This window comes from Arenibacter certesii DSM 19833 (genome assembly GCF_000429545.1).
Lineage (GTDB): Bacteria > Bacteroidota > Bacteroidia > Flavobacteriales > Flavobacteriaceae > Arenibacter > Arenibacter certesii.
This window is the reverse complement of the sequence record NZ_AUCB01000048.1, coordinates 1-26848: the sequence shown is the minus strand read 5'-3', so window position 1 is coordinate 26848 and position 26848 is coordinate 1. Positions and strand designations below refer to the sequence as shown.

Below are 26848 nucleotides of genomic sequence, written 5' to 3'. Positions count from 1 at the left end.
CTTGGCGCAGAAGATGCACCTTGGGCCCTTTTTGGCTTCCTTCAGACCAAGGGCCGCTACCAGTTCGTCCCAAGGGATGGCGATATAGATCTTGCCAAGATCGCTTTCGAGAAACCGGGCGTAAAACGCATCGAACTCTTCGGTCTGGGAGGAAAATGTAAAACTGTGCTGGAAATCGTGGATTCTTCGTATCTTGGACATAGACATTAAGATAAAAACCCCGTTTTTTGAGCTAGAGACTCGTTTTCGGGGTTTTATTATATCTAAATATACGAATTAAATACCTGATAAACAAGCAGTTGCGTCAATTCTGAATGCGCCTAATAATGCGTATTTACCAAAATTCCCAAGCCTGTGTAGTTAGGGGACGGATAAATATTAAAAATATTACTTACTGTCTAAAGTGTTTCCTTGAAAAAACCTTCGTTAAGCCCATCAATGTAGTTGAGTAGTTCTTCTTGACCTATTCCACTGGTAGAGGAAGTAATAAAATATATAGGAGCTTCTTCCCAAATACCTTCTAGTAATTTATTGATGTAATCATTTACATGATTTTCAATCGCTTTAGGTCGTAATTTGTCGGCTTTTGTGAAAATTATACAAAAAGGAATCTGATTTTCACCCATCCACTCCATAAATTCCAAGTCTACTTTCTGGGGTTCGTGCCTAATATCAATTAAAACAAATGCGCATACCAATTGTAACCGTTCCAAAAAATAATCTGTAATATATTTTTGGAAAGTTTTTTTATCCTTTTTCGAAACACGTGCATAGCCATACCCAGGTAAATCGACCAAAAACCAATTTTCATTAATTTTAAAATGATTGATTAATTGAGTCTTGCCCGGCCTTCCTGAAGTTTTGGCAAGTCCCTTCCTTTGTGTTAACATATTGATCAGGGACGATTTACCCACATTGGAGCGACCTATAAAGGCGTATTCCGGTAAATGGTCCTTTGGGCAATTTGTTACGTTGGAATTGCTCATAACAAAGTCGGCCGACTTTATTTTCATAGGTGTGTATGTTTTAATTCAAATCCTTTTCCAGTAAATAATGGAGTTGAATATTTATAAATGGAAAATTATAGTAATTAAAAATTGTTCTTGGTTAACCAGGATTCTAAAATGTTGTTAAACTCGTCAGGATGTTCCATCATTGGAGCATGTCCGCACTTTTCTATCCAATTTAAATCAGAATCAGGGAGTAGGGAATTAAACTCTTCGGCAACATTGGGCGGCGTAACTTTATCATCCTTTCCCCAAATAATACAGGTTGGAGTGGGCATATGAGGCAAATCCTTGGACATATTATGTCTGATCGCACTTTTCGCAATAGCCAAGGTTTTTACCAGTTTCATTCTATCGTTTACCGTAGCATAAACTTCATCCACAATCTCTTTTGTGGCCACAGTAGGGTCATAAAAAACATCTTCTGCCTTCTTCTTAATAAACTCGTAATCGCCTCTTTTGGGGTATCCATCGCCCATGGCACTTTCATAAAGTCCCGAGCTACCGGTTATGACCAAACCTTTTACCGTTTTAGGGTATAGTTTGGTGTACAAAAGGCCGATATGTCCTCCCAAAGAATTTCCTAAAAGGATAACATCATCTAAACCTTTATAGGTGATAAATCGATGCAAAAACTTTGCAAAGTTCTTTACATTGGTTTTGAGCAAAGGCATATCATAGATGGGAAGTTCGGGTACAATTACCTTGTAGCCCTTGGGCGGGAAGTGATCCATTACGCCATTGAAATTACTTAGTCCGCCCATGAGACCATGAAGAATTATGATTGGCGTTCCTTCACCTATTTCAATGTATCGATACTTTCCCTCTTTATTAATTTTTTTTTCCATGCACGAATGCTTGTGATCTTATGATGACAAATATATACAATTCATCATTACGCAAAGGTGACCAAATTTTCATAAAAGCCAAAGTTTTATTTTTTTCATAGTTTTTTTATTGCAATTCCTCAATTTACAAATGGGAAAACTGGATTTGTTTATCTCCCAAATGGAATCATATGTCAGATTTTATCAACAAAGTGGTATTTTGTGGTAAAAAGTGGTAATAAATTCTATATATTTGAGTTATTAAATAATAACCCAGCAACTTCGTGATAAATTTCATCGGAACATATGATTGTAAGGCAGATAGCAAGGGTAGGGTGATGCTTCCGGTGGCGCTTAAAAATCAAATGTCACCGTTGCTCAACGACGGTTTTGTGCTAAAGCGATCGGTTTTTCAGCCTTGTTTGGAATTATATCCTATGGCGGAGTGGAATTCGTTGATGCAGAAAATGAATAAAATGAACAGGTTCAAGAAAAAGAACAACGATTTTATTCGGCGATTCTCAGCTGGGGTAAAGGTAGTAGAAATTGATTCCACTGGAAGGCTGTTGATACCGAAAAATTTGGTAGAAATAGCTGGGATAACAAAGGAGGTGGTATTGAGTTCGGCGATTAATATTATTGAAATTTGGGATAAAGACGGTTATGAAAAAGTGTTGGATGACACGGCCGATGATTTTGCAAGTTTGGCAGAAGAAGTAATGGGAGAAGATGACTATGAGCTATCATAATGCAGTATTGTTAAAAGAGTCCGTAGATGGACTGTCCATAAAACCGGACGGTGTTTATGTAGATGTCACCTTTGGCGGTGGAGGTCACTCCAAAGAGATCTTAAGACGCTTAGGGGATAAAGGCAGGTTGTTGGCTTTTGATCAGGATGAAGACGCTTTGAAGAATAGCATTCCAGACGATCGTTTTTTATTGATAAATCAGAATTTTAGATACATAAGGCAGTTTTTAAAGTTCTATGGCGTAACAAAGGTGGATGGGGTATTGGCAGATTTTGGTGTTTCTTCTCATCAGTTCGATAAAGCAGAGAGGGGTTTCTCTACTCGTTTTGATGCGGATTTGGATATGAGGATGAGTAAGATGAACACTTTGTCTGCTTATGATGTGGTAAACACCTACGATTATGACGGTTTAAGAAAAGTGTTGTTTGCGTATGGTGATCTTAGAAATGCCAATGCCATGGCGAAAACCATTTTGGCATTTAGGGAGACAGAGCCTATAAAAACAACCGCTCAATTAAAGGAGGTTTTGGCTACTTATCTGCCTAAGCATAGAGAGCATAAGATACTGGCGCAGATATATCAGGCTATTAGGATTGAAGTAAACCAAGAAGTTCAGGTAATAAAGGAGTTTTTGGAGCAGGTGCCAGAAATAATGGATGTGGGTGGTAGGTTAAGTGTAATAAGTTATCATTCCTTAGAAGATAGGCTGGTTAAGCGATTTGTGAGAGCGGGGCGGTTTGAAGGGGAGCCGGAAAAGGATTTTTATGGGAATATAGATGTTCCCTTTAAAAAGGTGGGAGGCTTAATTGTTCCTTCTAGAGTAGAGATAAAGGAGAACAATAGAGCTAGAAGTGCCAAGTTAAGGATTGCGGAGCGGATTTAATTAATTAGGACTTTACATGGAGTGCTAAGGAGTGTTTTAGTGGAAAAGTTGAATGGTATAATATATAAGGTATAAAAACTGTGAAAAAGGGAATTTTAGATTTGTTGAAAGGAAAGTTTTTAGTGAGCGGAGGTGCTCCCAAGAACTGGATGTTTATCATTTTCATTTCTTTTTTGGCTACCGTAATGATTACTAGTTCTCATAATGCCGACAGTAAGGTGCATAGGATTGCGGCATTGAACGAGGAAGTAAAAGAGTTACGTAGCGAGTTTGTGGATGTTCGATCGGATATGCAAGAATTAAAACTAGAATCTACCATATTAAGAACCGTAGAGGACAAAGGCTTGTTTCCGTCGGAAACTCCTCCAAAGAAAATAAGAGTTAAAACCGTAAAGGACAAATAGTGGCGATAACGGAAAAAAACATATTAATCAGGTTATATATAGTGGCAGGATTCCTTTTTCTGTTCGCTGTTGCGGTATTGGTGAAACTGGTCAGTATACAAATGGTGGATGGAGATAAGTATAGGAAGCTCGGTATGGACCGTACAGAAAAGGTATTTACTATTGCCCCAAAAAGAGGTAATCTGTATTCTGACGATGGGAGCTTGTTGGCTACCTCTGTTTCCAGGTATACCATCAGATGGGATGCGGAAACGGTAAGGAGTAAGGATTTTGAGGAAAACATTAAGCCTTTGTCAGATTCATTGGCAAAGTTACTTGGGAAATCCGCTTCCTATTATCAGCAGTTACTACGTAAGGCAAGGGCAAATAAGAACAGGTATTCTTTGGTCGCTCGTAACTTGGATTATTCAGACTATGTAGCCATAAAGCAATTTCCACTATTTAATATGGGCCCTTATAAAGGGGGGGTAATAATAGAGCAAAAAATTGTTCGGGAACATCCTTTGGGGAAGATTGCTGAACGAAGTGTTGGTTATGAGAGGGTAGATGAGAACGGATATTATACCAGAGTGGGTTTAGAAGGTGCCTTTGGAGAGTATTTAAGAGGAGAAGAAGGGAAGCGTTTAAAGCAGAAAATAGCCAAAGGGCAGTGGAAGCCTATTGGGTGGGACAATATTAAGGAGCCCAAGGATGGTTATGACGTGGTCTCTACCATAGACATTAACATACAGGATATTGCGCACCATGCCTTATTAAGGCAGTTAGAAAAATATGAGGCAGAACACGGGAGTGTAATTGTTATGGAAACCAAAACAGGAGAGGTGAAGGCTATTTCTAACTTGGGGCGGACTTCCGATGGTAAATACTATGAGCGTTTAAACTACGCTATAGGTGAGTCGCACGAACCAGGGTCTACTTTTAAGTTGATGTCCATGGTGGTTGCTTTGGAGGATAAGGTTATTGATACCAGCACTGTAATTGATACAGAGAATGGGTTGTACCGCGTCTATAATCGTACTGTAAGAGATTCTAAATGGGGCGGTTATGGCAAGGTAACTATGGGTAGAGCGTTTGAAATCTCCTCTAATACCGCATTTGCCAAGGTGATTAATGACAACTATAAGGACAATCCAGAGAAATTTGTAAATCGTTTAATGAACATGAATATTCACCGCGAATTGGGACTGCCTATAAAGGGTGAAGGGACACCGGTGATCCGTTATCCTGGGGATAAGGGCTGGTCTGGAGTTTCACTGGCATGGATGTCCTACGGTTATGAGGTGTCGTTAACACCCTTGCAAACGCTGGCATTTTATAATGCCATAGCAAATGATGGGGAATTGGTGAAGCCAAGGTTGATCAAAGAGGTGAGGGAGTGGGATAAAACGATTATTAAATTTGAGAAAGAGGTGATAAACCCGTCTATCTGTTCCAAAGAGACTGTAGGAAAGGTAAGGCAGCTCCTTAAGAATGTAGTAGAGAAAAAGCACGGAACAGGACATAAGCTGTATTCCCCCAATTTCTCAATGGCTGGGAAGACAGGGACTACTCAAAAGAACTATTCATCTAAGGATCCGGATAAGCTTGGGTATATTTCCACTTTTGCAGGTTATTTCCCAGCAGATGAACCAAAATATTCTTGTATCGTAGTTATACACGAACCCGATAAAAGTGTAGGGTATTATGGTGCCGATGTTTCTGGCCCGGTATTTAAATCGGTGGCCCAAAAAATATATGCCAGTTCTCCGGTGGTAGATGAAGTAGATTTAAATGAGGCAGGAGATGAAAATCTAAACGAATCCTATCAGGAATTTTTTGCTGCATCAAGTAAAAAATACAGTCAATTGCCAAATGTTGAAGGGATGAGCGGGATGGATGCAATTTCCCTTTTAGAAAATTTAGGTATTACCGTAGAGGTGAAAGGTAATGGTAAAGTTAAAAGACAATCCGTATTGAAAGGAACCGATCTAAAAAAGGTCGATAAAATTATATTGGAGCTATCGTGAAAACCTTAAAAGACATATTATACGGGGTTAGCCTATCGGCGGTAAGTGGGTCTACTTCCCAGCTGGTCAGTGCTATCTCTTTCGATTCTAGAAAAGTTGACGCAGATAGTGTTTTTGTAGCTATAAAGGGGGTGCTGGTAGATGGACATCAGTATATAGATAAAGCTATTGCCTCTGGAGCAACATCTATTGTTTGTGAATCTCTTCCGGTGAAAATGGTAGACGGAATTACTTATGTGGAGGTAGATAATGCTAATAAGGCTTTGTCTATCATGGCGGCCAATTATTATGGAAATCCATCCAAAAATTTAAAGTTAATAGGCGTTACAGGAACCAATGGGAAGACTACTATCAGTAGTTTGTTATATCGCCTGTTTAAAAAAGCAGGGTATAAGGTGGGACTTATATCTACTATAAGAATAATGGTAGATGAGAAGGAATACCCTACTTCTCTTACCACCCCGGATGCCCTAACTATAAACAAACATTTGGAGTTAATGAACAATGCAGGGGTAGAGTTCTGTTTTATGGAAGTGAGTTCTCATGGCTTGCATCAAAAAAGGATAGAAGGTCTAGTGTTCGAAGGAGCTATTTTTACAAACCTCTCACATGACCACTTGGACTACCACGCTACTTTTTCTGCCTATCGGGATACCAAAAAAATATTGTTCGATAGCCTTCCAAAAAAGGCTTTCGCACTGACTAATATAGATGATAAGAACGGCTTGGTAATGTTACAAAATACCAAGGCAAGGAAGGTTACCTATGCTTTAAAATCCTATGCGGATTACAGGGCGCAGATTTTGGAAAATCGGTTTGATGGACAATTGTTGAAAATTGGTGATCTCGAACTTTGGTCAAAATTGATAGGGGATTTTAATGCGTATAATTTGCTGGCCATCTATGCTACCGCAGAACAATTGGGATTGGAAAAACTGGAGATATTGCGATTAATGAGTGAGTTGGGGAATGTAGAGGGAAGATTTCAATATTATAGGTCTAAAGATGGCATAACAGCAATTGTTGATTATGCCCATACTCCAGATGCACTTAAAAATGTTTTGGATACCATCAATGCATTGCGTACCGGTAATGAAAATGTATTTACCGTTGTAGGTTGTGGAGGGGATAGGGATAAAACTAAGCGCCCGGTTATGGGAAATATCGCTACCACCTTAAGTAATACCGTAATATTTACCTCAGATAATCCTAGAACGGAATCACCCTCTAAAATTATTGAGGAAATGGAAGCTGGGGTGGAAGCACAAAATTTCAAGAAAGTATTGTCCATAGAAAATAGGAAGCAGGCAATTAAAACGGCTTGCCAATTGGCGAGGGCCAATGATATAATATTAATCGCTGGTAAAGGGCATGAGACGTATCAAGAAACCAATGGGATAAGGATAGATTTCGATGATTTTAAGATAGTGGGGGAGTTTTTAAACGAGATGGGGAAATAACCCATGTAGTTTAGAATGAGGATCAGCGTAATAGTTAAAATGCGTGATAGTAATAAAACCGTAACACAGTAAAACACAGACTAAAGAATGTTGTATTATTTGTTCGAATATTTAGATAAAGAACACGACCTAATTGGAGCCGGGCTATTTCAGTACCTCTCCTTTCGCGCTTCATTGGCGGTTTTGCTGTCTCTGCTCATCGCGACGGTTTATGGGAAAAAAATAATAGTGTTCCTTCAGAGGCAACAGATAGGCGAAACTATTCGCGACCTGGGACTGGAGGGGCAGAAGCAAAAAACAGGAACCCCTACTATGGGAGGGCTTATCATTATTTTGGCTACCCTTATTCCGGTACTCCTATTTGCAAAGCTGGGAAATGTATACGTGCAATTGTTGGTTGTTACCATGATGTGGATGGGGGCTATTGGCTTTTTAGACGATTATATTAAAATATTTAAAAAGGACAAGGAAGGGTTAAAAGGAAGATTTAAGGTTTTAGGTCAGGTAGTTCTGGGGCTAATAGTGGGTGTTACCTTGTATTTTCACCCAGAAGTAACCATGAAGGAAAGAGCCCAAATTGCGGTGGTGGAGAATTTGCAAGTAGTTCCTAAGCTTGGAGAAGAAATTAAATCGATAAAAACAACAGTGCCATTTTTTAAAAATAATGAACTAGACTATACAAGTTTTATTTCATGGATGGGCAGTGGAGCTAAGGATTATGCTTGGTTAATATTTATTCCTATTATCATTATTATCGTAACAGCAGTATCCAATGGTGCAAATCTCACTGATGGAATAGATGGCCTGGCGGCCGGAACATCGGCAATAATAGTGGTTACCCTTATGATATTTACGTGGGTTTCTGGAAATATAATTTTCTCCAACTATTTGGATATAATGTTTATTCCTAGGGTAGGCGAGTTGGTAGTTTTTACTGCGGCTTTTGCTGGGGCTCTAGTAGGGTTTTTATGGTACAATGCCTATCCGGCCACTGTTTTTATGGGAGATACGGGAAGCCTTACTATAGGAGGGGTAATTGCGGTAATTGCCATTATTATCCGGAAAGAACTACTTATCCCAGTATTATGTGGAATTTTCTTCGCCGAATCAATTTCGGTGATGTTGCAGGTAGGGTATTTTAAATATACCAAGAAAAGATTGGGGGAAGGAAAGCGGATATTTTTGATGGCTCCTCTTCACCATCATTATCAGAAAAAAGGTTATCACGAAAGTAAGATAGTTACCCGGTTTTGGGTGGTAGGTATTCTTTTGGCAGTAATAACCATAGTCACCTTAAAGCTTAGATAGAATGAAGCGTTTGGTGATATTGGGCGGAGGAGAAAGCGGTGTTGGTTCCGCTGTGTTGGGGAAGAAGGAAGGCTTTGATGTTTTTGTTTCAGATAAAGGAGGCATTAAAGAAAAGTATAAAAACGTTCTTGAGCATTTTGAGATCGATTGGGAAGAAAAGCAGCATACGGAATCCAAAATTCTAAATGCAGATTTAGTAATGAAAAGTCCTGGTGTTCCAGAAACTGTTCCTATGGTAATAGCTATAAGGGCGGCTGGAATTACGGTTGTTTCCGAAATAGAATTTGCTTCTAGGTATTCCAATGCTAAAATTATAGGGATAACAGGAAGTAATGGTAAAACTACCACTACGCTGCTAACTAATTATATTATAAAGGAATCTGGATTACAGGTTGGGATGGCAGGCAATGTTGGGGATAGTTATGCAAAAATGGTGGCTGAAAATAATTTTGATCACTATGTATTGGAGATAAGCAGTTTTCAACTGGATGATATTTTTCAATTTAGACCGCATATAGCCATCATTACCAATATAACTCCAGATCATCTGGATAGATATGAATACAAATTTGAAAATTATATAGCGTCTAAATTTAGAATAGCGCAGAACCAGACAGAAGAAGATTATTTAATATACGATGCAGATGATGAGGTAATTGTAGAGTGGTTGAAAAAGAACCCGGTGCGATCTAAATTGGTGCCTTTTTCACTAGAGAAGAAATTAGAGGAAGGAGCGTATATCGAAAATGAAAAGATAATTATGAAAATTGATAATAACACTATAGAAATGAGTACAGAATCATTAGCCTTGGAGGGTAAGCACAATGTAAAGAATACCATGGCGGCTACCTCGGCGGCTACCTTAATAGGGATTAGGAAAGAGTCCATACGTCGTAGTATTGAGACTTTTCAAGGGGTGGAGCATAGATTGGAGAAGGTGCTCAAGATACATTATGTACAGTATATCAATGACTCCAAAGCCACCAATGTAAACGCCACCTATTACGCATTGGATAGTATGAAGTCCCCTACGGTTTGGATTGTGGGAGGTGTGGACAAAGGAAATGATTATAAACAATTAATGTCCTTAGTGCGCGAAAAGGTGAAGGCTATTATTTGTTTAGGTGAGGATAATTCTAAAATAAAAGATGCTTTTGGCAATGTGGTCGATTTAATGGTGGAAACCAATAATATGGAGGAAGCTGTAAAGATGGCCTATAAAATTGCCGAGCGTGGGGATACTGTTTTGTTGTCGCCCGCATGCGCTAGTTTTGATCTTTTTGAAAATTACGAGGATAGAGGAAATCAATTTAAAGCAGCAATAAAAAAATTATAGTCTGTGCTAAGATTCTTAAATAAAATTAACGGAGATAAGGCTATTTGGGCAGTGGTTGCCCTGTTGTCCCTATTTTCATTTTTGCCCGTATACAGTGCCAGTAGTAACCTGGTATATGTAGTAGGTAGTGGGACCGCTGTAGGATACTTGGTAAAGCATGCTATCCTATTGCTTATGGGATTTGGGATAATATATGGAATACACCGGATACCTACCCACTTTTTTAAGGGTCTGTCCTTGATTGCTATGCCTGTAGTAGTACTTTTATTATTGTATACTATGGCTCAAGGAACGGTGATAGATGGTGCCAATGCTAGTAGATGGATCCGTATCCCCATTGTAGGGTTTACCTTCCAGACCTCTAACCTTGCATCGGTAGTTTTAATGATATATGTAGCGCGGTATCTTACTAAAATAAAAGATCAAGCAATTACTTTCAAAGAAAGTATTGTTCCGCTTTGGTTACCTGTTTTTCTGATCGTTGTTCTGATTTTACCAGCAAACTTTTCCACTGCCGGGATTATATTCTCTATGGTGTTGTTATTGTGTTTTTTGGGTGGATATCCTTTTAAGTATTTGCTGGGGATAGTGGCTGCAGGTATTTTGGGACTCACCCTCTTTGTGCTTACCGCAAAGGCTGCGCCAGATTTATTCCCTAACCGGGTGGATACATGGATTAGCAGGATTGAAAATTTTACCGATCCCGAAGATACAGAAGCTGATTATCAGATTGAAAGGGCTAAAATAGCAATTGCAACAGGCGGTATTGTTGGTAATGGAGCTGGAAAGAGTGTGATGAAGAATTTTTTACCACAGAGTTCCTCAGATTTTATCTATGCTATTATAGTAGAGGAATATGGATTAGTAGGTGGGTTTGTGCTGATGTTCTTTTATATGCTATTGTTGTTCAGGATTGTGGTGGTGTCTAATGGGGCTTCCACGGTTTTTGGAAAATTATTGGTATTAGGAGTGGGCCTCCCTATTGTTTTTCAAGCCTTGATAAATATGGCTGTAGCAGTAGAGCTTTTTCCGGTAACCGGACAGACCTTGCCATTAATAAGTAGTGGAGGAACCTCTAGTTGGATGACTTGTTTGGCTATTGGGATTATTCTAAGCGCAAGTAATAAAACAACGCCTAAGGAGCAAGTAGAAATAGATGAAAATAACCCTTTAGAAGTATTGAGTGGGCAATTATAGATTTATACTTTCTGGAGGAGGTACGGGAGGACATATTTATCCGGCAATTGCAATTGCCAATGAATTAAAAGTTCGTTATCCTAATGCAGAGTTTTTGTTCGTAGGAGCAAAAGATAGAATGGAAATGGAAAAGGTGCCTCAGGCTGGATATAAAATTGAAGGTTTGTGGATAAGTGGGTTGCAAAGGAAATTGACCCTTAAAAATTTAATGTTTCCGTTTAAAGTAGTCAGTAGTTTGGTGAAGGCGGCTAAAATAGTTAGAAGGTTTAGACCTCATGTAGTTGTGGGAACCGGTGGTTTTGCCAGTGGTCCCTTGCTGAGGGTTGCTGCGGGAAAAGGAATTCCTTGTCTCTTGCAGGAACAGAATTCCTATGCAGGGATAACCAACAAGTTGCTTGCAGCTAAAGTTAGTAAAATATGTGTGGCCTATGATGGTATGGAAGCGTTTTTCCCTGCCAAGAAATTAGTAAAAACGGGGAATCCGGTAAGAAGTGATCTTGTTTCTACGGCATCTGAAAATTTGGAGGCGCTACCATTTTTTAAGCTGATACCTGGAAAAAACACCCTGTTGGTGTTGGGTGGTAGCTTGGGTGCTAGACGGATAAATGAGTTGATTGCGGAAAAGTTGCCCTTGTTTAAAAGTTTAGGGGTTCAGGTTATTTGGCAATGTGGAAAGTTATATTATGAGGAATATAAAAAATATGAAGGAGAAGAGGTGAAAGTGTATCCATACATAAATAGAATGGACTTTGCGTATAGTGCCGCAAATATTATAATCTCTAGGGCAGGAGCTGGTTCTGTTTCGGAGCTGTGTATAGTTGGTAAGCCTGTAATGTTTATACCTTCTCCAAACGTGGCGGAAGACCATCAGACCAAAAATGCAACCGCTATAGCGAAGGAAGAGGCGGCGATTTTGATTAGGGAAAAGAATCTGGAGGTTGAGTTTGACTCCGCATTTGCTAGATTGGTGGAGTCCGACGAATATAAGTCGAAATTGGGTAGCAATATAAAAAAACTGGCTATGCCCAATGCGACAAAGGAAATTGTAAACGAAATTGAAAAGTTATTAAAAAAATAATAGGATTTCACTATTGGAATTCAGTTGGAAATAATGAATATAAAAGATATACATAACGTCTATTTTATTGGCATTGGAGGTATAGGTATGTCTGCCCTTGCCAGGTACTTTAAGTTTATTGGAAAGGGAGTTTCTGGATACGATAAAACAAGTACTCCATTGACCCAGGATTTAATGGATCATGGAATCCAAGTGCATTATGAGGACAATCTTGACCTTATTTCCAAAGAGTATAGGGATCCAGAAAATACGCTAATCGTATATACACCTGCAGTGCCCTCTGACCATAACGAATATAACTATTTTATGAACCATGGTTTTCAGGTTAAAAAACGTTCAGAGGTGCTTGGGATGATTACTAAGGATAGTTTTTGTTTTGCAGTCGCTGGAACCCACGGGAAAACTACGGTCTCTAGTATTTTAGCACATATTTTAAAAGAGACGGGAACACCATTAACTGCATTTTTAGGAGGTATATCGGAAGATTTTAATAGTAATTTCTTGTTAGAAGGCACTGAATATTCCGTTGTGGAGGCGGATGAGTTTGATCGTTCTTTTCTCCGACTATCTCCCAATGTCGCATGTATCACTTCTATGGATGCCGATCATTTGGATATCTATGGGAATAAAGAGGAATTGGAAAAGTCTTTTCATGATTTCATAGCTAGGATAAAACCAGGAGGTAAGTTATTTGTTTGCAACGGACTTCCCTTAGAGGGAATTACCTATGGGATGGAGGACGATTCTGATTACTGTATCGTCAACCTAAAAATAAAAGAGGGGGTTTATGAATTTGATATCCGTACCCCAGAAACAACGGTAAAGCAAGTGCAATTTGGTAAGCCGGGACATCATAATCTATTAAATGGACTAGTAGCTTTTGCTATGGCCGCTCAGGCTGGTGCACCATTACGATCTCTTGCAGAGGCTTTGGCGACATTTAAGGGAGTGCAAAGACGATTTTCTTATCAGATAAGGACAGAAAAATTTGTTTATATCGATGATTATGCGCATCATCCTACAGCCATCGATGCAGTATATCAAGCAATTTCAGAAATGCATCCAGGGAAAAAAGTGTTAGCGGTTTTTCAGCCACATCTTTTTTCTAGAACTAGGGATTTTATAGAGGATTTTGCTCGTAGCCTTTCCCAGTTTGATGGAGTGTTGGTTTTAGATATTTATCCAGCTAGGGAAAAGCCTATTGAGGGAGTTACTTCTCAGTGGTTGCTAGATAAGATCGAAGGGGATAATAAAAAACTAGTTGACAAGGATTCGCTGATTGCAGAAATAAAATATCAAAACCCCGAAGTCCTAGTAACTATAGGGGCTGGTGATATAGGATTGGAAGTACAAAAAATAAAAAAAGAGTTACAATGAGGATTAATTGGAATTTCATAAAAATGGGAGTCTTATTACTGGTTGTAATGGGGCTTTATGCGTTTTCCAATGTTAGGAACGGCAATAAAAGGATTGAAAAAGTCCAAATTGAGTTTGTGGGCGATCAAAACCTGTATATGACCCAAGAAACGGTTAATAAATTGTTGATACATAATTATGGTGACCTAACAAACTTGACGAAAGAACATATAGTTTTGAATAATATAGAAAAAGCTATCGAAGCCAATGAAATGGTTAAGAATGCTCAGGTTTTCTTAACGGTTAACGGAGATCTAGTAGCTAAGGTCGCACAACGGAAACCGATTGCACGAGTAGAGGGGAGTAAAAAATATTATTTGGATGAGGATGGGAAGCCTATGCCTTTTTCAAGATATCACTCTGCTAGGGTGCCATTGATAACCGGAGATGTGAATGAAAATTCCCTTAAGGATGTCTATGCAATTTTAAAATATAGCGAGACAGATGAATTCTTAACTAAGAATATAATTGGGGTTCATATTGCTGGGGAACAAAAATACCTGCTTAGATTTAGGATGGAAGATTTTGTGGTGGATTTGGGGAATGTGGAAGGATTGGATAGAAAGTTCAGCAATTTTAGGGCTTTTTATGTAAAGGCGTATAAAGATAAATCCTTGGAAGATTATCATACAGTGAGTTTAGCGTTTAACAACCAGGTAGTGTGTACCAAAAATTAAGTTATGGAAGAAGGTAATTATTCAGTTGGGTTGGATATAGGGACTACAAAAATTGTAGCCATTATTGGAAAGGAGAATGAATACGGCAAGATAGAAGTTTTGGGTATTGGTAGGTCCAAAAGTTTGGGCGTACACCGTGGGGTGGTCAATAATATTACTCAAACTATAAAGTCGATACAACAATCTGTGGAGCAAGCAGAAGCCAATTCAGGCTTAAAGATTAGCTCAGTAGTGGTTGGTATTGCCGGTCAACATATAAGAAGCCTACAACATAGCGATTATATTACAAGACCAAAATCGGAGGATGTAATCAATGAACATGATGTGGATAAGTTGTGTAACCAAGTGTACAAACTGGTTATGTTGCCTGGAGAGGAAATCATCCATGTTTTGCCACAAGAGTTTAAAGTGGATGGGCAAGCAGAAATAAAGCAACCTATGGGAATGTATGGCGGTAGGTTAGAAGCCAACTTTCATGTTGTAGTAGGGCAGGTATCTTCTATACGAAACGTGGGAAGATGTATAAAAAGCGCTGGTCTAAATTTGGCCAACATAACCTTGGAACCATTGGCATCTGCCAATGCAGTTTTAAGTCAGGAAGAGAAGGAGGCCGGAGTTGCGTTAATAGATATAGGAGGAGGAACAACGGACCTTGCTATTTTTAAGGATGGGATTATTCGCCATACGGCGGTAATTCCTTTTGGAGGAAATGTTATTACTGAGGACATAAAGGAAGGATGTTCCATTATAGAGAAACAGGCAGAACTACTAAAAATTAAATTTGGATCTGCTTGGCCAGGAGAAAATAAGGATAATGAAATTGTTTCTATTCCTGGGTTAAGAGGGAGGGAGCCTAAGGAAATAACTTTAAAAAACCTCTCTAAAATTATCCATGCCCGTGTGGTGGAAATTGTAGAACAGGCCTATGTGGAGATAAAGAATTACGGTCACGAGGAACAAAAGAAAAAATTGATCGGAGGTATAGTACTGACAGGTGGTGGTAGCCAATTGAAACATTTAAAGCAATTGGTAGAGTATATCACTGGTATGGATACTAGAATTGGATATCCTAATGAGCATTTGGCCGGCGATTCAGATGCGGAAATTGCCAGTCCTTTATATGCTACGGCAGTAGGTCTTTTAATGAATTCTGTAAAGAACAAGCCTAAGGTTTTAGAGGAGATTGAGGTAGTAAATAAAGAAGTAGATAATAAGTCCACAGAAGTAAAAGAAGAAGAAGCGGAGATTAAGGAAAAACCGATCGTAAAAAAGGAACGAAGCACCATTTTTGATAAATGGTTTGAGAGGTTCAAGGATTTTTTAGATAATGCGGAATAACGTATAGATTAGCAACACAGAAAAGTAAACCAGTAAAATAATAACAATGAGCAATAACACTGAATTTGAAAATATATCCTTTGATTTGCCCAAGAATCAAAGTAACGTAATAAAGGTCATCGGTGTCGGTGGCGGAGGGAGTAATGCGATCAATCACATGTTCCAGGCCGGAATTAATGGGGTAGATTTTATTATTTGTAACACGGACTCTCAGGCTTTGGATAATAGCCCCGTTCCCCATAAAATACAACTAGGAGTTTCCTTAACCGAAGGATTGGGGGCTGGTGCCAACCCAGAGGTGGGGGAGCAAGCAGCTATAGAAAGCTTGGAGGAGATTAAAGCTATGTTGGAAACAACAACCAAAATGATATTCATTACTGCCGGTATGGGCGGGGGAACAGGTACTGGTGCTGCCCCTGTTATTGCCAAAATGGCCAAGGAAATGGATGTTCTTACCGTTGGTATTGTTACCATGCCGTTCTTGTTTGAAGGTAAAATGCGTTGCAAACAAGCTCAGATTGGGATCGAGAAATTAAGAGCCAATGTAGATTCCTTAATTGTCATCAATAATAACAAACTAAGGGAAGTGTATGGTAACCTTGGGTTTAAAGCTGGTTTCTCTAAGGCAGATGAGGTTTTGGCTACTGCGGCCCGGGGTATTGCAGAGGTAATTACCCACCATTATACACAAAACATAGATTTACGTGATGCTAAAACCGTATTGTCCAATAGTGGTACTGCTATTATGGGATCGGCCATTTCCTCAGGTTCGTCTAGAGCCAATGAGGCTATTATGAAAGCATTGGATTCCCCGTTGTTAAACGATAACAAGATCAGTGGAGCGAAAAATGTGCTATTGCTAATCGTTTCCGGTTCTCAGGAAATTACAATTGATGAAATTGGAGAGATCAACGATCACATTCAGAATGAAGCTGGTTTTGGGGCCAACATCATTATGGGTGTTGGTGAAGATGAAGGATTAGGAGAGGCAATCGCTGTAACGGTAATTGCAACGGGTTTTAATATAGACCAACAGGACGATATTGTTAATACAGAATCCAAGAAGATTATCCATACCTTGGAGGATGAGCAAAAGGCAGAACACGTATTGGTTTCAAAACCGGTTGTTCACCAGTTGGTTGAGGATGATGAAATTAAGCCTGTACCCGTGAAAAAAGAGGTAGAACGTCCTCAATCTAATATAGTTCATCCTGCACCTGTTAATCGTACTGTTGAACGTCCACAGCCTAATCCGGTTAATCCTGCACCTGTTAATCGTGCTGTTGAACGTCCACAATCTAATCCGGTTAACCCTGCACAGGTTAACAGGGAGGTAGAGCGTCCACAATCTAATATGGATCTTATACCAACTTCTAATTATATTAAAAACTTTAATGTGTTCTATGAGGAGGTAATTTCGGAAGAGAACCATGAGGATTTTGTAATTATCAATTCTACCGATGAAATTAACGATTTTGAGGTAGTAGAACCCAACGTAGTTTCAAACAGAGAAGTTTCTGATGATCAATTTGAGTTTAGTTTCGATATGCCTTTGGCTAAAAAACCAGAGGAGGAAGAGGAAGTACAGCATACGATTACTTTTGATTTGGAGGACGAGATAAGGGATATGAACGTACGTGACCATGTTGAGGTAGTTCCCGTATTAGAATACAACAAAGATGGAGAAAAGCGCTATAGTCTAGATGATTATATGGAGTTAGAGGATAAGCTTACTGGAGCTAGATCTAAGTCTAACAATCAAAATTATGCACCTAAGGAAGATGAAGCTTTGCAATTCCGTACAAAGACGGTAGCAAGAGAGACGCCTGCACCTGGAAGGGTAGAACCAGAGGAAATAGACCCTATAAATACTCCTTTGGACATGTTGTTAAAGGAGCGTGCAGATGAACGTCGAAGGAAATTGAAGGACTTTAATTATAAGTTCCAAAATAGCCTAAGCAATTTGGATGAGATATCTAAACAGCCTGCTTATAAACGTCAGGGGATTGATTTAAATGAGAATCCAAGACAAAATAAAGTGTCTAGGATGAGTTTGGGAGAAGACAGTAATGACGAAATCCAATTGCGATCTAATAACTCTTATTTACATGACAATGTAGATTAAGTTATCAAAACAATTTTATATAAAGTTTAAACCCGAAAATACTATACGTTTTCGGGTTTATTTTTTATCTTCGCAGGGCGAAAAAATAAGCTATGGGACTACAGTTGCGTTTAATGGAAGATATGAAGGTGGCAATGAGAGCCAAGGACACGGTGGCATTGGAATCTTTGCGTGCCATAAAATCGGCCTTACTTCTTGCACAGACCGAAACTGGGTCTGGTACAGAGCTTTCTGAAGAGGAAGAGGTGAAATTGGTACAGCGTTTAGTGAAGCAGCGTAAAGACAGCGCTGCAATCTATACCGAACAAGGGCGCGAGGATCTTGCCGAACCTGAATTGGCGCAAGCTGCCATTATTGAAAAGTTCTTACCGGAGCAATTGTCCGAAGAAGAAGTTGAAAAAATAGTAGCCCAGATTATAGTTGCGGAAGGAGCTTCCGGAATGAAGGATATGGGAAAAGTCATGGGGGTTGCCTCCAAGGAATTGGGTGGCAAGGCAGATGGCAAGACCATTTCCAATATTGTAAAGAAAAAATTGAGTAGTTAAATAAATTAATACGATCTTTCCGGTCGGATTATAGGGCCCCGTGGCGCAATTGAATAGCGCATCAGATTTCGGCTCTGAGGGTTGGGGGTTTGAATCCCTCCGGGGTCACTTTATTATTTCTTTACTAAAACCTAACTAGTTTTAAATTAACTAGTTAGGTTTTTTTATTATCTTTTACTTCTTAAAAATGGTACGATTTATGGTACAATAATGCAGGAAGGTGCATTATACAATCTGTAAAATAAAATGACCGAAAGATAATATTTAACTTTGTCCTTATGAGACCAACTATAGAAATTGACAATATATCCGATGTTGCTGCTTTTATTAAAGATTCAAGAGTTTCCTTAAGTATATCACAAGAAACACTATCTGTTTTATCCGGTGTCGAAAGGTCTTGGATAAGTAGACTTGAAATGGGAAGAATTGACGGGATGAGCCTAAAAACTTTAGACAAGTTAATAAAAGGCCTTAACTCAAAACTAATAATAGTGCCCTCACCCGTGTTAATGGATTTGTGATTAAAAACTGATATTTACTATCCATTACATCTGTAAAGTATCTTTTCCTATATTCGTTTATGGCATTAATAATAAACTGAATAATATGCATGACAAAAGTGAAAAAATCGATTCAATATTGAATATTTTATATGGTCTTGCGATTCTTGCTATTTACTTTTGGTTAATAAGTGGTCCTACACTACAAGGAGTTATTGATGAATATCTAATAATTACACAAGAAAAAATTACAACCAAAGGTCAAATTATTCAGGCTGATGAATTTGAAGACGAAATAGAGAGCAATGAAAGTCGAACCATGGAAATCGTGAATGGTTATTCTTATACATATTCGTTTTTAACATCTGATGGACGAAAAATTGAAAGATTAAGCGGAAATTATGGCGAACTACCATTGGATAAAAATCTAAAAGATATTCCATACGATGTTGAAATAGAGTATGTTTCGAAATCACCGGAAATAAATAGAATTAAAGGGTTGTGGAGTAATAATACTGACCTTTTCCAGTGGTTTTGGCAAAAGGTGCTATTTAAATTTATCGTTTTTATAATCTGCTTAGTTATTAGCTTTCTATTTATCAAAGGGGGTGTTAATTCATGCCTGAAAAGCAATAATTGACACCAATTTCTATGCGGAATGTTTTTTTTTTGTAGTAGGCCCCTTAGATTCAAGTTTAATAAATGAAGTAAGGTTTTTCACGTGTGCGTTGATGCATCCGAGTTTTCCGGAAAATAATTGACTTATAAAAACTACCACTTCCATTCCCTATAAGATATTTAATATTCCTGACTACATAATATAATAGAAACTTATTCTTTCTGCGTCTGACAATTTCTCGAATTATCAAGGTTTATAGGATACAGCAAGTATGATAAGTATTATTAAACCCCTCCCGTTAGATGTTATTTTTAGTAGATGATTATCCTTCAAAAATCTTAAAGGAACTTTGTATATTACGTGTTAATAATTGCACAATATAGTATCACCACCTATATCCTATTGCTGTATCACTATAATAATTATTAAATAAGATAACTAAAATGAAAATCCGAGTTCTAATTTTATTACTATTTACGGTAACCCCTTTATTTTCACAAGTAACTCAACAATCTTACAATTTATTTCAAGCAAAGGAATGGAGCAAGGACATTTCTCTTTTCCGATCTAAAGCATTTTTGTATAACGATGTATTAGGGATTTCAACGAAAGTTCAAAAATTTAGTGTGATTCCCCTAGCCGCATCCAGTTCGGGAGAATTGACTACATTACTTTACCAAAGTGATGAATTGGATAAGGAGGGTATGGTATTGGGTTTTTATGGTAGTTTTTGGAATGATGAGGGGGTAACGTATCAAGGCTATGGATTTAAGCACCTCGAAAGGAAAAGGGTTATTGCTTTTTTGGAAAAGATTGATATTGCAATGGAAGAAAACAAGGACTTTCTAAAAGGCGATAGCGACAATAACAATATTTATTTTCAATTCGATGATATGCAAGTTTTGATTTACCACGATGGAGGATTTAAACTTAGGATATTTTGGAATACATTTGATTCAACATGGGAGAATCTTGCTTACGAAAGGACCAAAAGAAGATTTGAAAGAAGAATTAAATGATTTTGCAAATAGTCTGGCACAGAAAATTATTACATGCAGACCAAAGATGAAAATTATATCCATGCCGTTTAATTAGGTTACGGGGATGGACCTATCATATTAAGCACTGTGCCGGTAAAAGGAAAACGGAATATTTGAAGGGGTGGGGTATTGTTTTGTGATAGTTCTGCTTAGATTTTTGACTTTTTAAATCATGGCCCATTGTATTAAATCAAGACAACTAATTATCATAACTGGCTTCCACCTCTTCTAAAGTTAACGAAGCTTTCTAAAGATGGGAATATCATCCAGCAATAACGGTGGTAGATATTTCTGCTTAATGGTCCGGTGCGAGGTAGTTAACTATGTTCTTTAAATCTTGCTCAGAGTTTACCTCGTAAATCTTACCTCTTATTTTAATGAACCCGGAAACCTCATCATCTATAAAAAGTTCCCTCACTTCTACATCTAAGATTTTTGAAATCTTTTGGAGCATCTCAACCGTCGTATTTTCTCCATTGATAATTCTACTCAATGTATTTGGAGCAACATTTATCCTATTTGCCAACTCTTTTATTGCAATCTCCTGACTTTTGGCCAATTCCTTTATTCTGTACATAAAAACATAGTATAAGATTAATAACAATAAATATACATAATAGATATATGTAATCTATATAAAATACATATCAAGTATAAATAAATATAATATTAACTTATATTTAACAAAATTGAATGATTTTGGAAGGCAATATTATCTAGCTTTATGAGAGCTCAGGAAGTACTTATTAGTGCATTGGCAAAGTCTTATGAATTTTATAAAAACTACAAATTATGGAACCAAAAAACGAAATGAACAACGCAAACAAATTATTAATGATCCAAGGGGTTCACTTAATCCAAAACGGAATTGAATTTCTTGACTGGATGCCGGACCACAAGGACGCTAATACCTATGATGCCCTTTCTATCCTTAAGGACAGATTTCAACATTTTATGGAATGTGCATTTAAGGATGGTATCCATGACCATCTAATAATCGACAGAATGACCGGAATGTCTGGAAATATCCAAAATGGGTATGAAGTAAGGAATGAAATAAATAAAAGGTTAGAGGGGCTTAGAAACATTGTAAGGGTTCAATGTCAAGCCCAAAATTAATATTGGCTTAGTAGTAATTTAAAGCAATATAAGAGGGTAGTCAATTGGCTCCCTCTTTTATATCTATTGAATGGTGGTATTTTTAAAATAGTTTTTTCTGTGATGTGATATTGTGCCTTGAAGACTTATTATTATAATATCTATTGCGTATCTGTTTTGAAATGCGACTATAAATATTATTCTCGTAAGTATTTTCTTTTACGGTCAATAGTGTCTAAGACAACTTTTCAAAGGTATTTGGATCCATTTTTTCATTATGCTTTAGGCTTGTATTGGAAAGTAGTTTGCTGTTACTTTTTTGTATTGAGATGTCAAGACCGGTAACAGGGCATATTTTTACATGTTGAGGTATAATATTTGGCCCCATACTCGAACTGTCAAATTTTATACAAACGCCACTTTCAAAATCTTGGTCAAATTTTATACAGATTTTATTTAATTGACCCAATAATTCTGCCTTGACATTATCTGAATTATTTTCGATTATTGCATGTAATTTTAATTTCGGTCTGTAGCGTAGATTAGAGGCTAAATTTTTCCAATATCTCGGATTTGAATAGTCTTTACATTTGATTCGTTCCTCTGAGCTTAATTCGCCTTTTCTAATTGTGTTGTCGTAATACAATACTTTTTCTAATTGCTTTTTTAAAAAGAGAAATACTCTTTTAATGTGGCGTTCATCTAAATTGGCTATTGTCGTTATTCCTACCCCTTTTCTTTGAAATTCCATTCTCGTAACTTTCATTTCAAAACGTAAAGTATTTAGTGCCATATTGTATTGATTACCCTTATTATATATTTTTACAGTATACTGGCCATGTTGTGACTGGGAATAGTAATCGTTGTAACGGTAATCAAAAGACTTCCCTTCAAACATTAATAGGCCTTTAATAAATAACTGGGGATCAAAAGAGGTTGTTAGGTTGACTCCTAATTCAATATTTTGAAAAATCATTTGACTAGGCTCGACATCAAACAATTCTAATAAATGTTGTTTTACAAATAATATTTCATTCCAATAGAACTGGTTGCCATTATACCCCTTGTATTCCTTATCTTTTTTATGGTTTGGTGCAAGTATACCCGTTAAAGAATTGTACATTTTATGAATACTTCCGTAAAAAATTACTGCTCCACTATCGTATATTGTTATTGTACAAAAATGATAAGAACATTTTTTTTTATTGGATATTTCACCGCCATCCTCTGATACCTTTAATTGAAAATCCAATAAGGGATTATCTGATAACCTGTCTATATCAGCGTCTTTTATTAATATTTTAACGTAATCAATCAATGATGTATCTTTGTAATTAGGTTTACGTTACTGTAGCCGGAACATTTGAACAAATTAAAAGAGGGTATTTTTACCCTCTTTTATATAATTTCTTCATGAAGGGGAGTAACTGGATTAAGTCCGTGGAGTAATCTTTTTCGAAGTAATAAATTGTAACCGTCATATCTTGGTTATTAAACCTTACAAGTAGGGTATTTACATTTAAATCTTCTTCCTCTCTATAGCCAATCAAAACCTCTACAATATTTGTTTTGTGGAGGCCGATAAGTAGGGGCCAATCACCGACTTCTTTTTTCGACAAATAATATTCCGGTTCTGATTTTACAAAATTCCTATTTCGTGAAATACTGATATATTTACTTAACTTTGGACTTTCTCCAATTATTTTGATAAGTTCATATTGGCTGACCGTGGAACTGGATCCGGTCAACTTGAAAGTATGGACTACAGGAAATGGTACAGCTCCGGAGTTGGTTTTTATTTTTCTGCCCATGACATTAGTTTTTAAGTTTGACTAATGCCTGGTCTACCTCATCACGTTTAAAATAAACACGGGATCCAATGCCATACGGTTGGAGTATATGACGCTTACAGTAATTGTGAATTGTGGACAAATTCACCGATAGCATTTTAGCAACCTCCGAACGTGTTAAGTATTGCGTTGGTTCTTTAGGTTGAAATTTTGTTTTTAATTCAGCAAGTTCTTTACTGATTTGGGAGATTTGAAGTTTTGTCTCCTCGGGTAATTCAATTTTAATTATTTGCATGTCCATATTTATAAGTTTAAATATGGAGCAAAATTCCATTTATTTAGATTATACAAAAAAATGATACTAAGTATCACCTTGTATTATTCAGGTCTTATATATTCCATTCGCTTTATATCAATTCTATTCTTGTTGATGTATCCTAATATTTCTATTTGATTAGTATGAAAAACATCATTTTCATTGTAGGTCGAATTTTTATTGGCTGTTGATGAAAACTGACCGCTAAAAGTTTGAAGTTTAAAATGCTCTGCGACTTTTCGCCATGAACCTAATTCCTTGTATTTTTCATCCGCTTTCCCGGTTAAAAAATAAACACCTATTAGAACTCTTCCCGGCGGATCTTTATCGGTCTGTGACTTATTATCCACATTATCTAAAGCATTAAAACTATTATTTGATAATCTATCTATCAGTTTTTCTTTAAATGTTTTAAGTGTGGTAATAACACATTCCTGATGTATCAAAAAATCGAACATACCAACGCCTTTTTGGAAAAGTGGTCCATATTGGTACTTAAGGATTGAATGGGTTATATATCCTGAATAGACTATTGCCTTAATTCTAGTTTCCTGAAATTTGGTGTATTCTTTATTTTGTAATGTTTGCTTTATCTTATTTTCAACTATGTCGAAGTCGAAAAGTAACTTTTCAATTTTCAAACCTTCAATTAAAATCCCTAAATCTGTTTCACTGCTTACATAGAAAAGGTAGTAGGCTATTTCGAGGCCTGTTTTTAGCTCCTGATCTTTTGATTCATAGTTTTCAATCGATAGCAGTTCATTTATTGCGTTCAAATGATTGTCCCTAAAGGAAGAATAATCATTATTAATATTAAATTGTGAATCTCCCATATTAATTAGGGTTGCGATATTCTACCTCAGCCTTTAGGTGTTTCCATTCTCTCTCCGCGTCTTCGTTGGACATAGTTTCATAACGTTTACGCAAATATTCTAGAACCACCTTCTTTACTTCTAATTTTCTATCCTTTTCCCGTTTTCTAATAGCTATACTTGCTAATGATCTGCGATGAAATTCCTCTTGACTAATATTCCATTTTTGAAGTACATGGAGTTTGTACCCATTGTTTTCAAGAGCGGCATCTATAATCTTATGATATAATTCTCCAAGTTCGGATTTTGATAATTGAGTATAGTCAAATTCTGATGTGTTGTCCATTTTCTACTCTTGTACATTGGAAAAATATAAAACCCTCATAAATCAGCTTAAAAAAGGCTTCTGATGCCCTTTAATTTTTATTTAGAACATTCATTCTATATTGTCAGTAATATCGGAGTTCATTAAAAAATGTGTCTTGTTAAATATAATCCCCATTTTTGAAAAGTCCAATCTTAAATACATATAATTAATTTCTGTTATTCATTTCCGGCTTTTGGAACTACAGTTAATTTAATGTCGTTTTTATCTTTCTTTCTTTCCTTGTGAAAGTGGTCTATCTGCTGTTTGGTGCGTGCTATATTACTTTCATCATGGTTGTTAATATAGGCGCGTAATTGAGCTTCTGTGGAGTGCCCTGTAATAGTTGTAATTAGGGCGGTATCTATTTTTCCATAATAGTTTGTAGCGAATGAGCGTCGAAACGTTCTTGAAGTAATTAATTCGTGTTTGGGGTGGTAGTCTACAATGTTTCTTGTCACCTCGGCACCATTAACTTTTATAACTGTTGCTTTGCTGCCTTTTATTTTTTCTATTATACCTGCTGCGGCACATACCTTTTTAATATCCTCATTAAGTTGAACGCCATTATTTGGATAGTTCGTTTGTGGTAGGCCATATTTTCTAATTAAATATAGAATCCTTTCCGTGACCGTAATCTGAACAAGGGCATCTGTTTTGTCGGTTCTGAATTTCCAATAGTTAACACCGTTTACATTCTTTATGTTGGAATCTACTAATTTGTTTAAATCTGAATATCTTAATCCAGTTTCGCAACCAATCAGAAGGGCTTTTTGAGCATCCAATAACCTAGGGTCTGAAATTACTTTATTATCAATTTTATCAAGTTCATCATAATTAAGTGTAATTACTATTTTGTCCTTGTAGACTTTATCAAACTTGGTGAATGTTCTTAGTGTTTTGCTTACTTGGATTATATCCTCTTCGTCGGCTTCATATGCCTTTACTGCAGAACTTCTAAATCTTTTTAATTGTGCATTAATATAGGATTTACTGTATTTCATATCTAGATATGCCCAATTCATAAAATTATTGGCAAAATCTTGATTAAGTTCCTTGATCGTGAAAATTTGTTGTTTGCTTTTTTGGTATTTTAGGAGTATTCCGTGTGTGACTTTGTATTTCTTTAATTCATTGAAATTTGTTTGGTATTTAGTGAACATTTTTTCAATTGCAATACTAAGTAAATTGGTGTTTTTAATGCTTTCTTGCTTCTCCTGTTCTTCTTGTTTTATTTTATCTAGTTCACTAGACGCTAAATCGATATCTTTTTTTGTGTCTAAATTCCGTGTGAACTTATTTATTGCGGATTTTAACCAGTCTTTGGTTATGGGTATACCGTTGTTAAAATCATTCAGGAAAGAGTTTAATATCGATTTTTGGATGATTTCGAGTTGGTCCTTATGTGCTTTTAATTCAGCGCTACTACTGCCATTTATGAGGTCTTGCAATTTTCGATGCTTGTATACCGTACTGCCATTTTTGGTAGTTTTTTTTAGCCAATATTCTTTTTTGGAGGAAATAGGGGATCCGATTCTGTAATCAATCTCTTTTCCATGTATTAGCCTTACGGATAATTTACCATGTTCTTTGATCCCTCGATAAAGGAAATTTATTTTTGCCATGATTAAAACATTTGAACATATCAAATGTAATTAAATGGTACGATTTATGGTACAATAAAGTTGTGTTTATTTAGATAACATACGATTTGTTTAAACTATAGTATCTGTAAAGCATTATAAAATATGGGATTATTAGAATATGTGCATTCATGTAAAAACATTACTTCGAATCCCTCCGGGGTCACGAATAAACCACAAAAAAGTGGTTGTGCAAGCGAGCTTCATAAAAGAAGCTCGCTTCTTTTTTTGAAGCTTGTCGCAGCACAACTTTTTGTGGTTTTCAAAGCGGAGCTTTGTAGGGAAGGGCGCAGCCAATCCCTTTATCCCG

The 26848-nt window shown here is 37.0% G+C and carries 29 protein-coding genes and 1 tRNA gene; 20 read left to right on the top strand and 10 right to left on the bottom strand.

All coding sequences use genetic code 11. From position 1 onward, the window contains the following. The 3 genes from G466_RS24310 to G466_RS0117615 form a co-directional block, all read right to left on the bottom strand. Positions 1–201, bottom strand: a 201-nt coding sequence (locus tag G466_RS24310) for a hypothetical protein (protein WP_205622052.1), incomplete at its 3' end; no start/stop codon positions are given. Between the two features lie 197 nt (positions 202–398). Next, positions 399–1013 (bottom strand): ribosome biogenesis GTP-binding protein YihA/YsxC, encoded by a 615-nt coding sequence (yihA, locus tag G466_RS0117620; protein ID WP_026814823.1) that lies wholly within the window; start codon positions 1011–1013, stop codon positions 399–401. A 77-nt stretch (positions 1014–1090) separates the two neighbouring features. After that, entirely contained in the window at positions 1091–1855 is a 765-nt protein-coding gene (locus G466_RS0117615; RefSeq protein ID WP_026814822.1) for an alpha/beta fold hydrolase, read from the bottom strand. Positions 1856–2118: 263 nt separating this feature from the next. Here G466_RS0117615 and mraZ point away from each other — a divergent pair, with 263 nt between their 5' ends. The 18 genes from mraZ to G466_RS0117525 all read left to right on the top strand — a co-directional run bounded on the left by mraZ (position 2119) and on the right by G466_RS0117525 (position 20494). Continuing rightward, the gene (mraZ, locus tag G466_RS0117610) at positions 2119–2583 is read left to right on the top strand and encodes a division/cell wall cluster transcriptional repressor MraZ (RefSeq protein ID WP_026814821.1); all 465 of its coding nucleotides are present in this window, start codon (positions 2119–2121) and stop codon (positions 2581–2583) included. Continuing rightward, entirely contained in the window at positions 2570–3466 is an 897-nt protein-coding gene (gene rsmH, locus G466_RS0117605) for a 16S rRNA (cytosine(1402)-N(4))-methyltransferase RsmH (RefSeq protein WP_026814820.1), read from the top strand. Before mraZ ends, rsmH begins: the two co-directional genes overlap by 14 nt. Before the next feature lie 80 nt (positions 3467–3546). Continuing rightward, positions 3547–3870 (top strand): FtsL-like putative cell division protein, encoded by a 324-nt coding sequence (locus G466_RS0117600; protein WP_026814819.1) that lies wholly within the window; start codon positions 3547–3549, stop codon positions 3868–3870. Further along, positions 3870–5876, top strand: a complete 2007-nt coding sequence (locus G466_RS0117595; protein WP_026814818.1) for a penicillin-binding protein — start codon at positions 3870–3872, stop codon at positions 5874–5876. Before G466_RS0117600 ends, G466_RS0117595 begins: the two co-directional genes overlap by 1 nt. Then, positions 5873–7336, top strand: a complete 1464-nt coding sequence (locus G466_RS0117590; RefSeq protein ID WP_026814817.1) for a UDP-N-acetylmuramoyl-L-alanyl-D-glutamate--2,6-diaminopimelate ligase — start codon at positions 5873–5875, stop codon at positions 7334–7336. Before G466_RS0117595 ends, G466_RS0117590 begins: the two co-directional genes overlap by 4 nt. 87 nt (positions 7337–7423) lie before the next feature. Then, entirely contained in the window at positions 7424–8644 is a 1221-nt protein-coding gene (gene mraY / locus G466_RS0117585) for a phospho-N-acetylmuramoyl-pentapeptide-transferase (protein WP_026814816.1), read from the top strand. Between the two features lies 1 nt (position 8645). Continuing rightward, positions 8646–9980: a UDP-N-acetylmuramoyl-L-alanine--D-glutamate ligase gene (murD, locus tag G466_RS0117580; RefSeq protein ID WP_026814815.1), complete on the top strand. Its 1335-nt coding sequence runs from the start codon at positions 8646–8648 to the stop codon at positions 9978–9980. 3 nt (positions 9981–9983) lie between these two features. Further along, entirely contained in the window at positions 9984–11177 is a 1194-nt protein-coding gene (locus G466_RS0117575) for an FtsW/RodA/SpoVE family cell cycle protein (RefSeq protein ID WP_026814814.1), read from the top strand. Then, positions 11164–12255 carry an undecaprenyldiphospho-muramoylpentapeptide beta-N-acetylglucosaminyltransferase gene (gene murG, locus G466_RS0117570; RefSeq protein WP_026814813.1) on the top strand — a complete coding sequence of 364 codons (1092 nt, stop codon included), beginning with the start codon at positions 11164–11166 and terminating at the stop codon, positions 12253–12255. Before G466_RS0117575 ends, murG begins: the two co-directional genes overlap by 14 nt. A gap of 33 nt (positions 12256–12288) precedes the next feature. Continuing rightward, on the top strand, positions 12289–13632 hold the full coding sequence (gene murC / locus G466_RS0117565) for a UDP-N-acetylmuramate--L-alanine ligase (RefSeq protein WP_026814812.1): 1344 nt from the start codon (positions 12289–12291) through the stop codon (positions 13630–13632). Continuing rightward, complete coding sequence (locus G466_RS0117560) at positions 13629–14348, top strand: cell division protein FtsQ/DivIB (RefSeq protein ID WP_026814811.1); 720 nt, start codon at positions 13629–13631, stop codon at positions 14346–14348. The genes murC and G466_RS0117560 overlap by 4 nt, the downstream gene beginning before the upstream one ends. Positions 14349–14351: 3 nt before the next feature. After that, the gene (ftsA, locus tag G466_RS0117555; RefSeq protein ID WP_026814810.1) at positions 14352–15686 is read left to right on the top strand and encodes a cell division protein FtsA; all 1335 of its coding nucleotides are present in this window, start codon (positions 14352–14354) and stop codon (positions 15684–15686) included. A 46-nt stretch (positions 15687–15732) separates the two neighbouring features. Next, complete coding sequence (ftsZ, locus tag G466_RS0117550; RefSeq protein WP_026814809.1) at positions 15733–17811, top strand: cell division protein FtsZ; 2079 nt, start codon at positions 15733–15735, stop codon at positions 17809–17811. 92 nt (positions 17812–17903) lie between these two features. Beyond that, entirely contained in the window at positions 17904–18356 is a 453-nt protein-coding gene (locus G466_RS0117545) for a GatB/YqeY domain-containing protein (RefSeq protein WP_026814808.1), read from the top strand. A gap of 34 nt (positions 18357–18390) precedes the next feature. After that, a tRNA-Arg gene (locus G466_RS0117540) sits at positions 18391–18464 on the top strand. 170 nt (positions 18465–18634) lie between these two features. Next, positions 18635–18877 (top strand): helix-turn-helix domain-containing protein, encoded by a 243-nt coding sequence (locus G466_RS0117535; protein WP_026814807.1) that lies wholly within the window; start codon positions 18635–18637, stop codon positions 18875–18877. 85 nt (positions 18878–18962) lie between these two features. Then, positions 18963–19496, top strand: a complete 534-nt coding sequence (locus tag G466_RS0117530) for a hypothetical protein (protein WP_026814806.1) — start codon at positions 18963–18965, stop codon at positions 19494–19496. 422 nt (positions 19497–19918) lie between these two features. After that, complete coding sequence (locus tag G466_RS0117525; protein ID WP_026814805.1) at positions 19919–20494, top strand: hypothetical protein; 576 nt, start codon at positions 19919–19921, stop codon at positions 20492–20494. Between the two features lie 316 nt (positions 20495–20810). On the opposite strand, the gene G466_RS0117520 is transcribed toward G466_RS0117525, so the two are convergent. Further along, the gene (locus G466_RS0117520) at positions 20811–21092 is read right to left on the bottom strand and encodes a helix-turn-helix domain-containing protein (RefSeq protein WP_034236083.1); all 282 of its coding nucleotides are present in this window, start codon (positions 21090–21092) and stop codon (positions 20811–20813) included. Between the two features lie 215 nt (positions 21093–21307). Between G466_RS0117520 and G466_RS0117515 the strand changes: the two genes are divergently transcribed. Further along, on the top strand, positions 21308–21634 hold the full coding sequence (locus G466_RS0117515) for a hypothetical protein (protein ID WP_026814803.1): 327 nt from the start codon (positions 21308–21310) through the stop codon (positions 21632–21634). A gap of 214 nt (positions 21635–21848) precedes the next feature. Here G466_RS0117515 and G466_RS0117510 read toward each other — a convergent pair whose 3' ends face one another. The 6 genes from G466_RS0117510 to G466_RS0117485 all read right to left on the bottom strand — a co-directional run bounded on the left by G466_RS0117510 (position 21849) and on the right by G466_RS0117485 (position 26520). After that, positions 21849–22931 (bottom strand): hypothetical protein, encoded by a 1083-nt coding sequence (locus G466_RS0117510; protein WP_026814802.1) that lies wholly within the window; start codon positions 22929–22931, stop codon positions 21849–21851. 70 nt (positions 22932–23001) lie between these two features. After that, complete coding sequence (locus G466_RS0117505) at positions 23002–23424, bottom strand: hypothetical protein (RefSeq protein ID WP_026814801.1); 423 nt, start codon at positions 23422–23424, stop codon at positions 23002–23004. Between the two features lie 4 nt (positions 23425–23428). Further along, a complete protein-coding gene (locus G466_RS0117500) occupies positions 23429–23704 on the bottom strand; it encodes a helix-turn-helix domain-containing protein (RefSeq protein WP_034236081.1) in 276 nt (91 codons plus the stop codon). A 77-nt stretch (positions 23705–23781) separates the two neighbouring features. Further along, positions 23782–24552, bottom strand: coding sequence for a hypothetical protein (locus G466_RS0117495; RefSeq protein WP_026814799.1), 771 nt, complete (start codon positions 24550–24552; stop codon positions 23782–23784). A gap of 1 nt (position 24553) precedes the next feature. Continuing rightward, a complete protein-coding gene (locus tag G466_RS0117490; RefSeq protein WP_026814798.1) occupies positions 24554–24877 on the bottom strand; it encodes a hypothetical protein in 324 nt (107 codons plus the stop codon). Between the two features lie 197 nt (positions 24878–25074). Further along, positions 25075–26520 carry a site-specific integrase gene (locus G466_RS0117485; RefSeq protein WP_026814797.1) on the bottom strand — a complete coding sequence of 482 codons (1446 nt, stop codon included), beginning with the start codon at positions 26518–26520 and terminating at the stop codon, positions 25075–25077. Between the two features lie 123 nt (positions 26521–26643). On the opposite strand from G466_RS0117485, the gene G466_RS24305 reads away from it, so the two are divergent. After that, a partial coding sequence (locus G466_RS24305) for a hypothetical protein (protein ID WP_205622055.1) occupies positions 26644–26848 on the top strand: 205 nt, incomplete at its 3' end.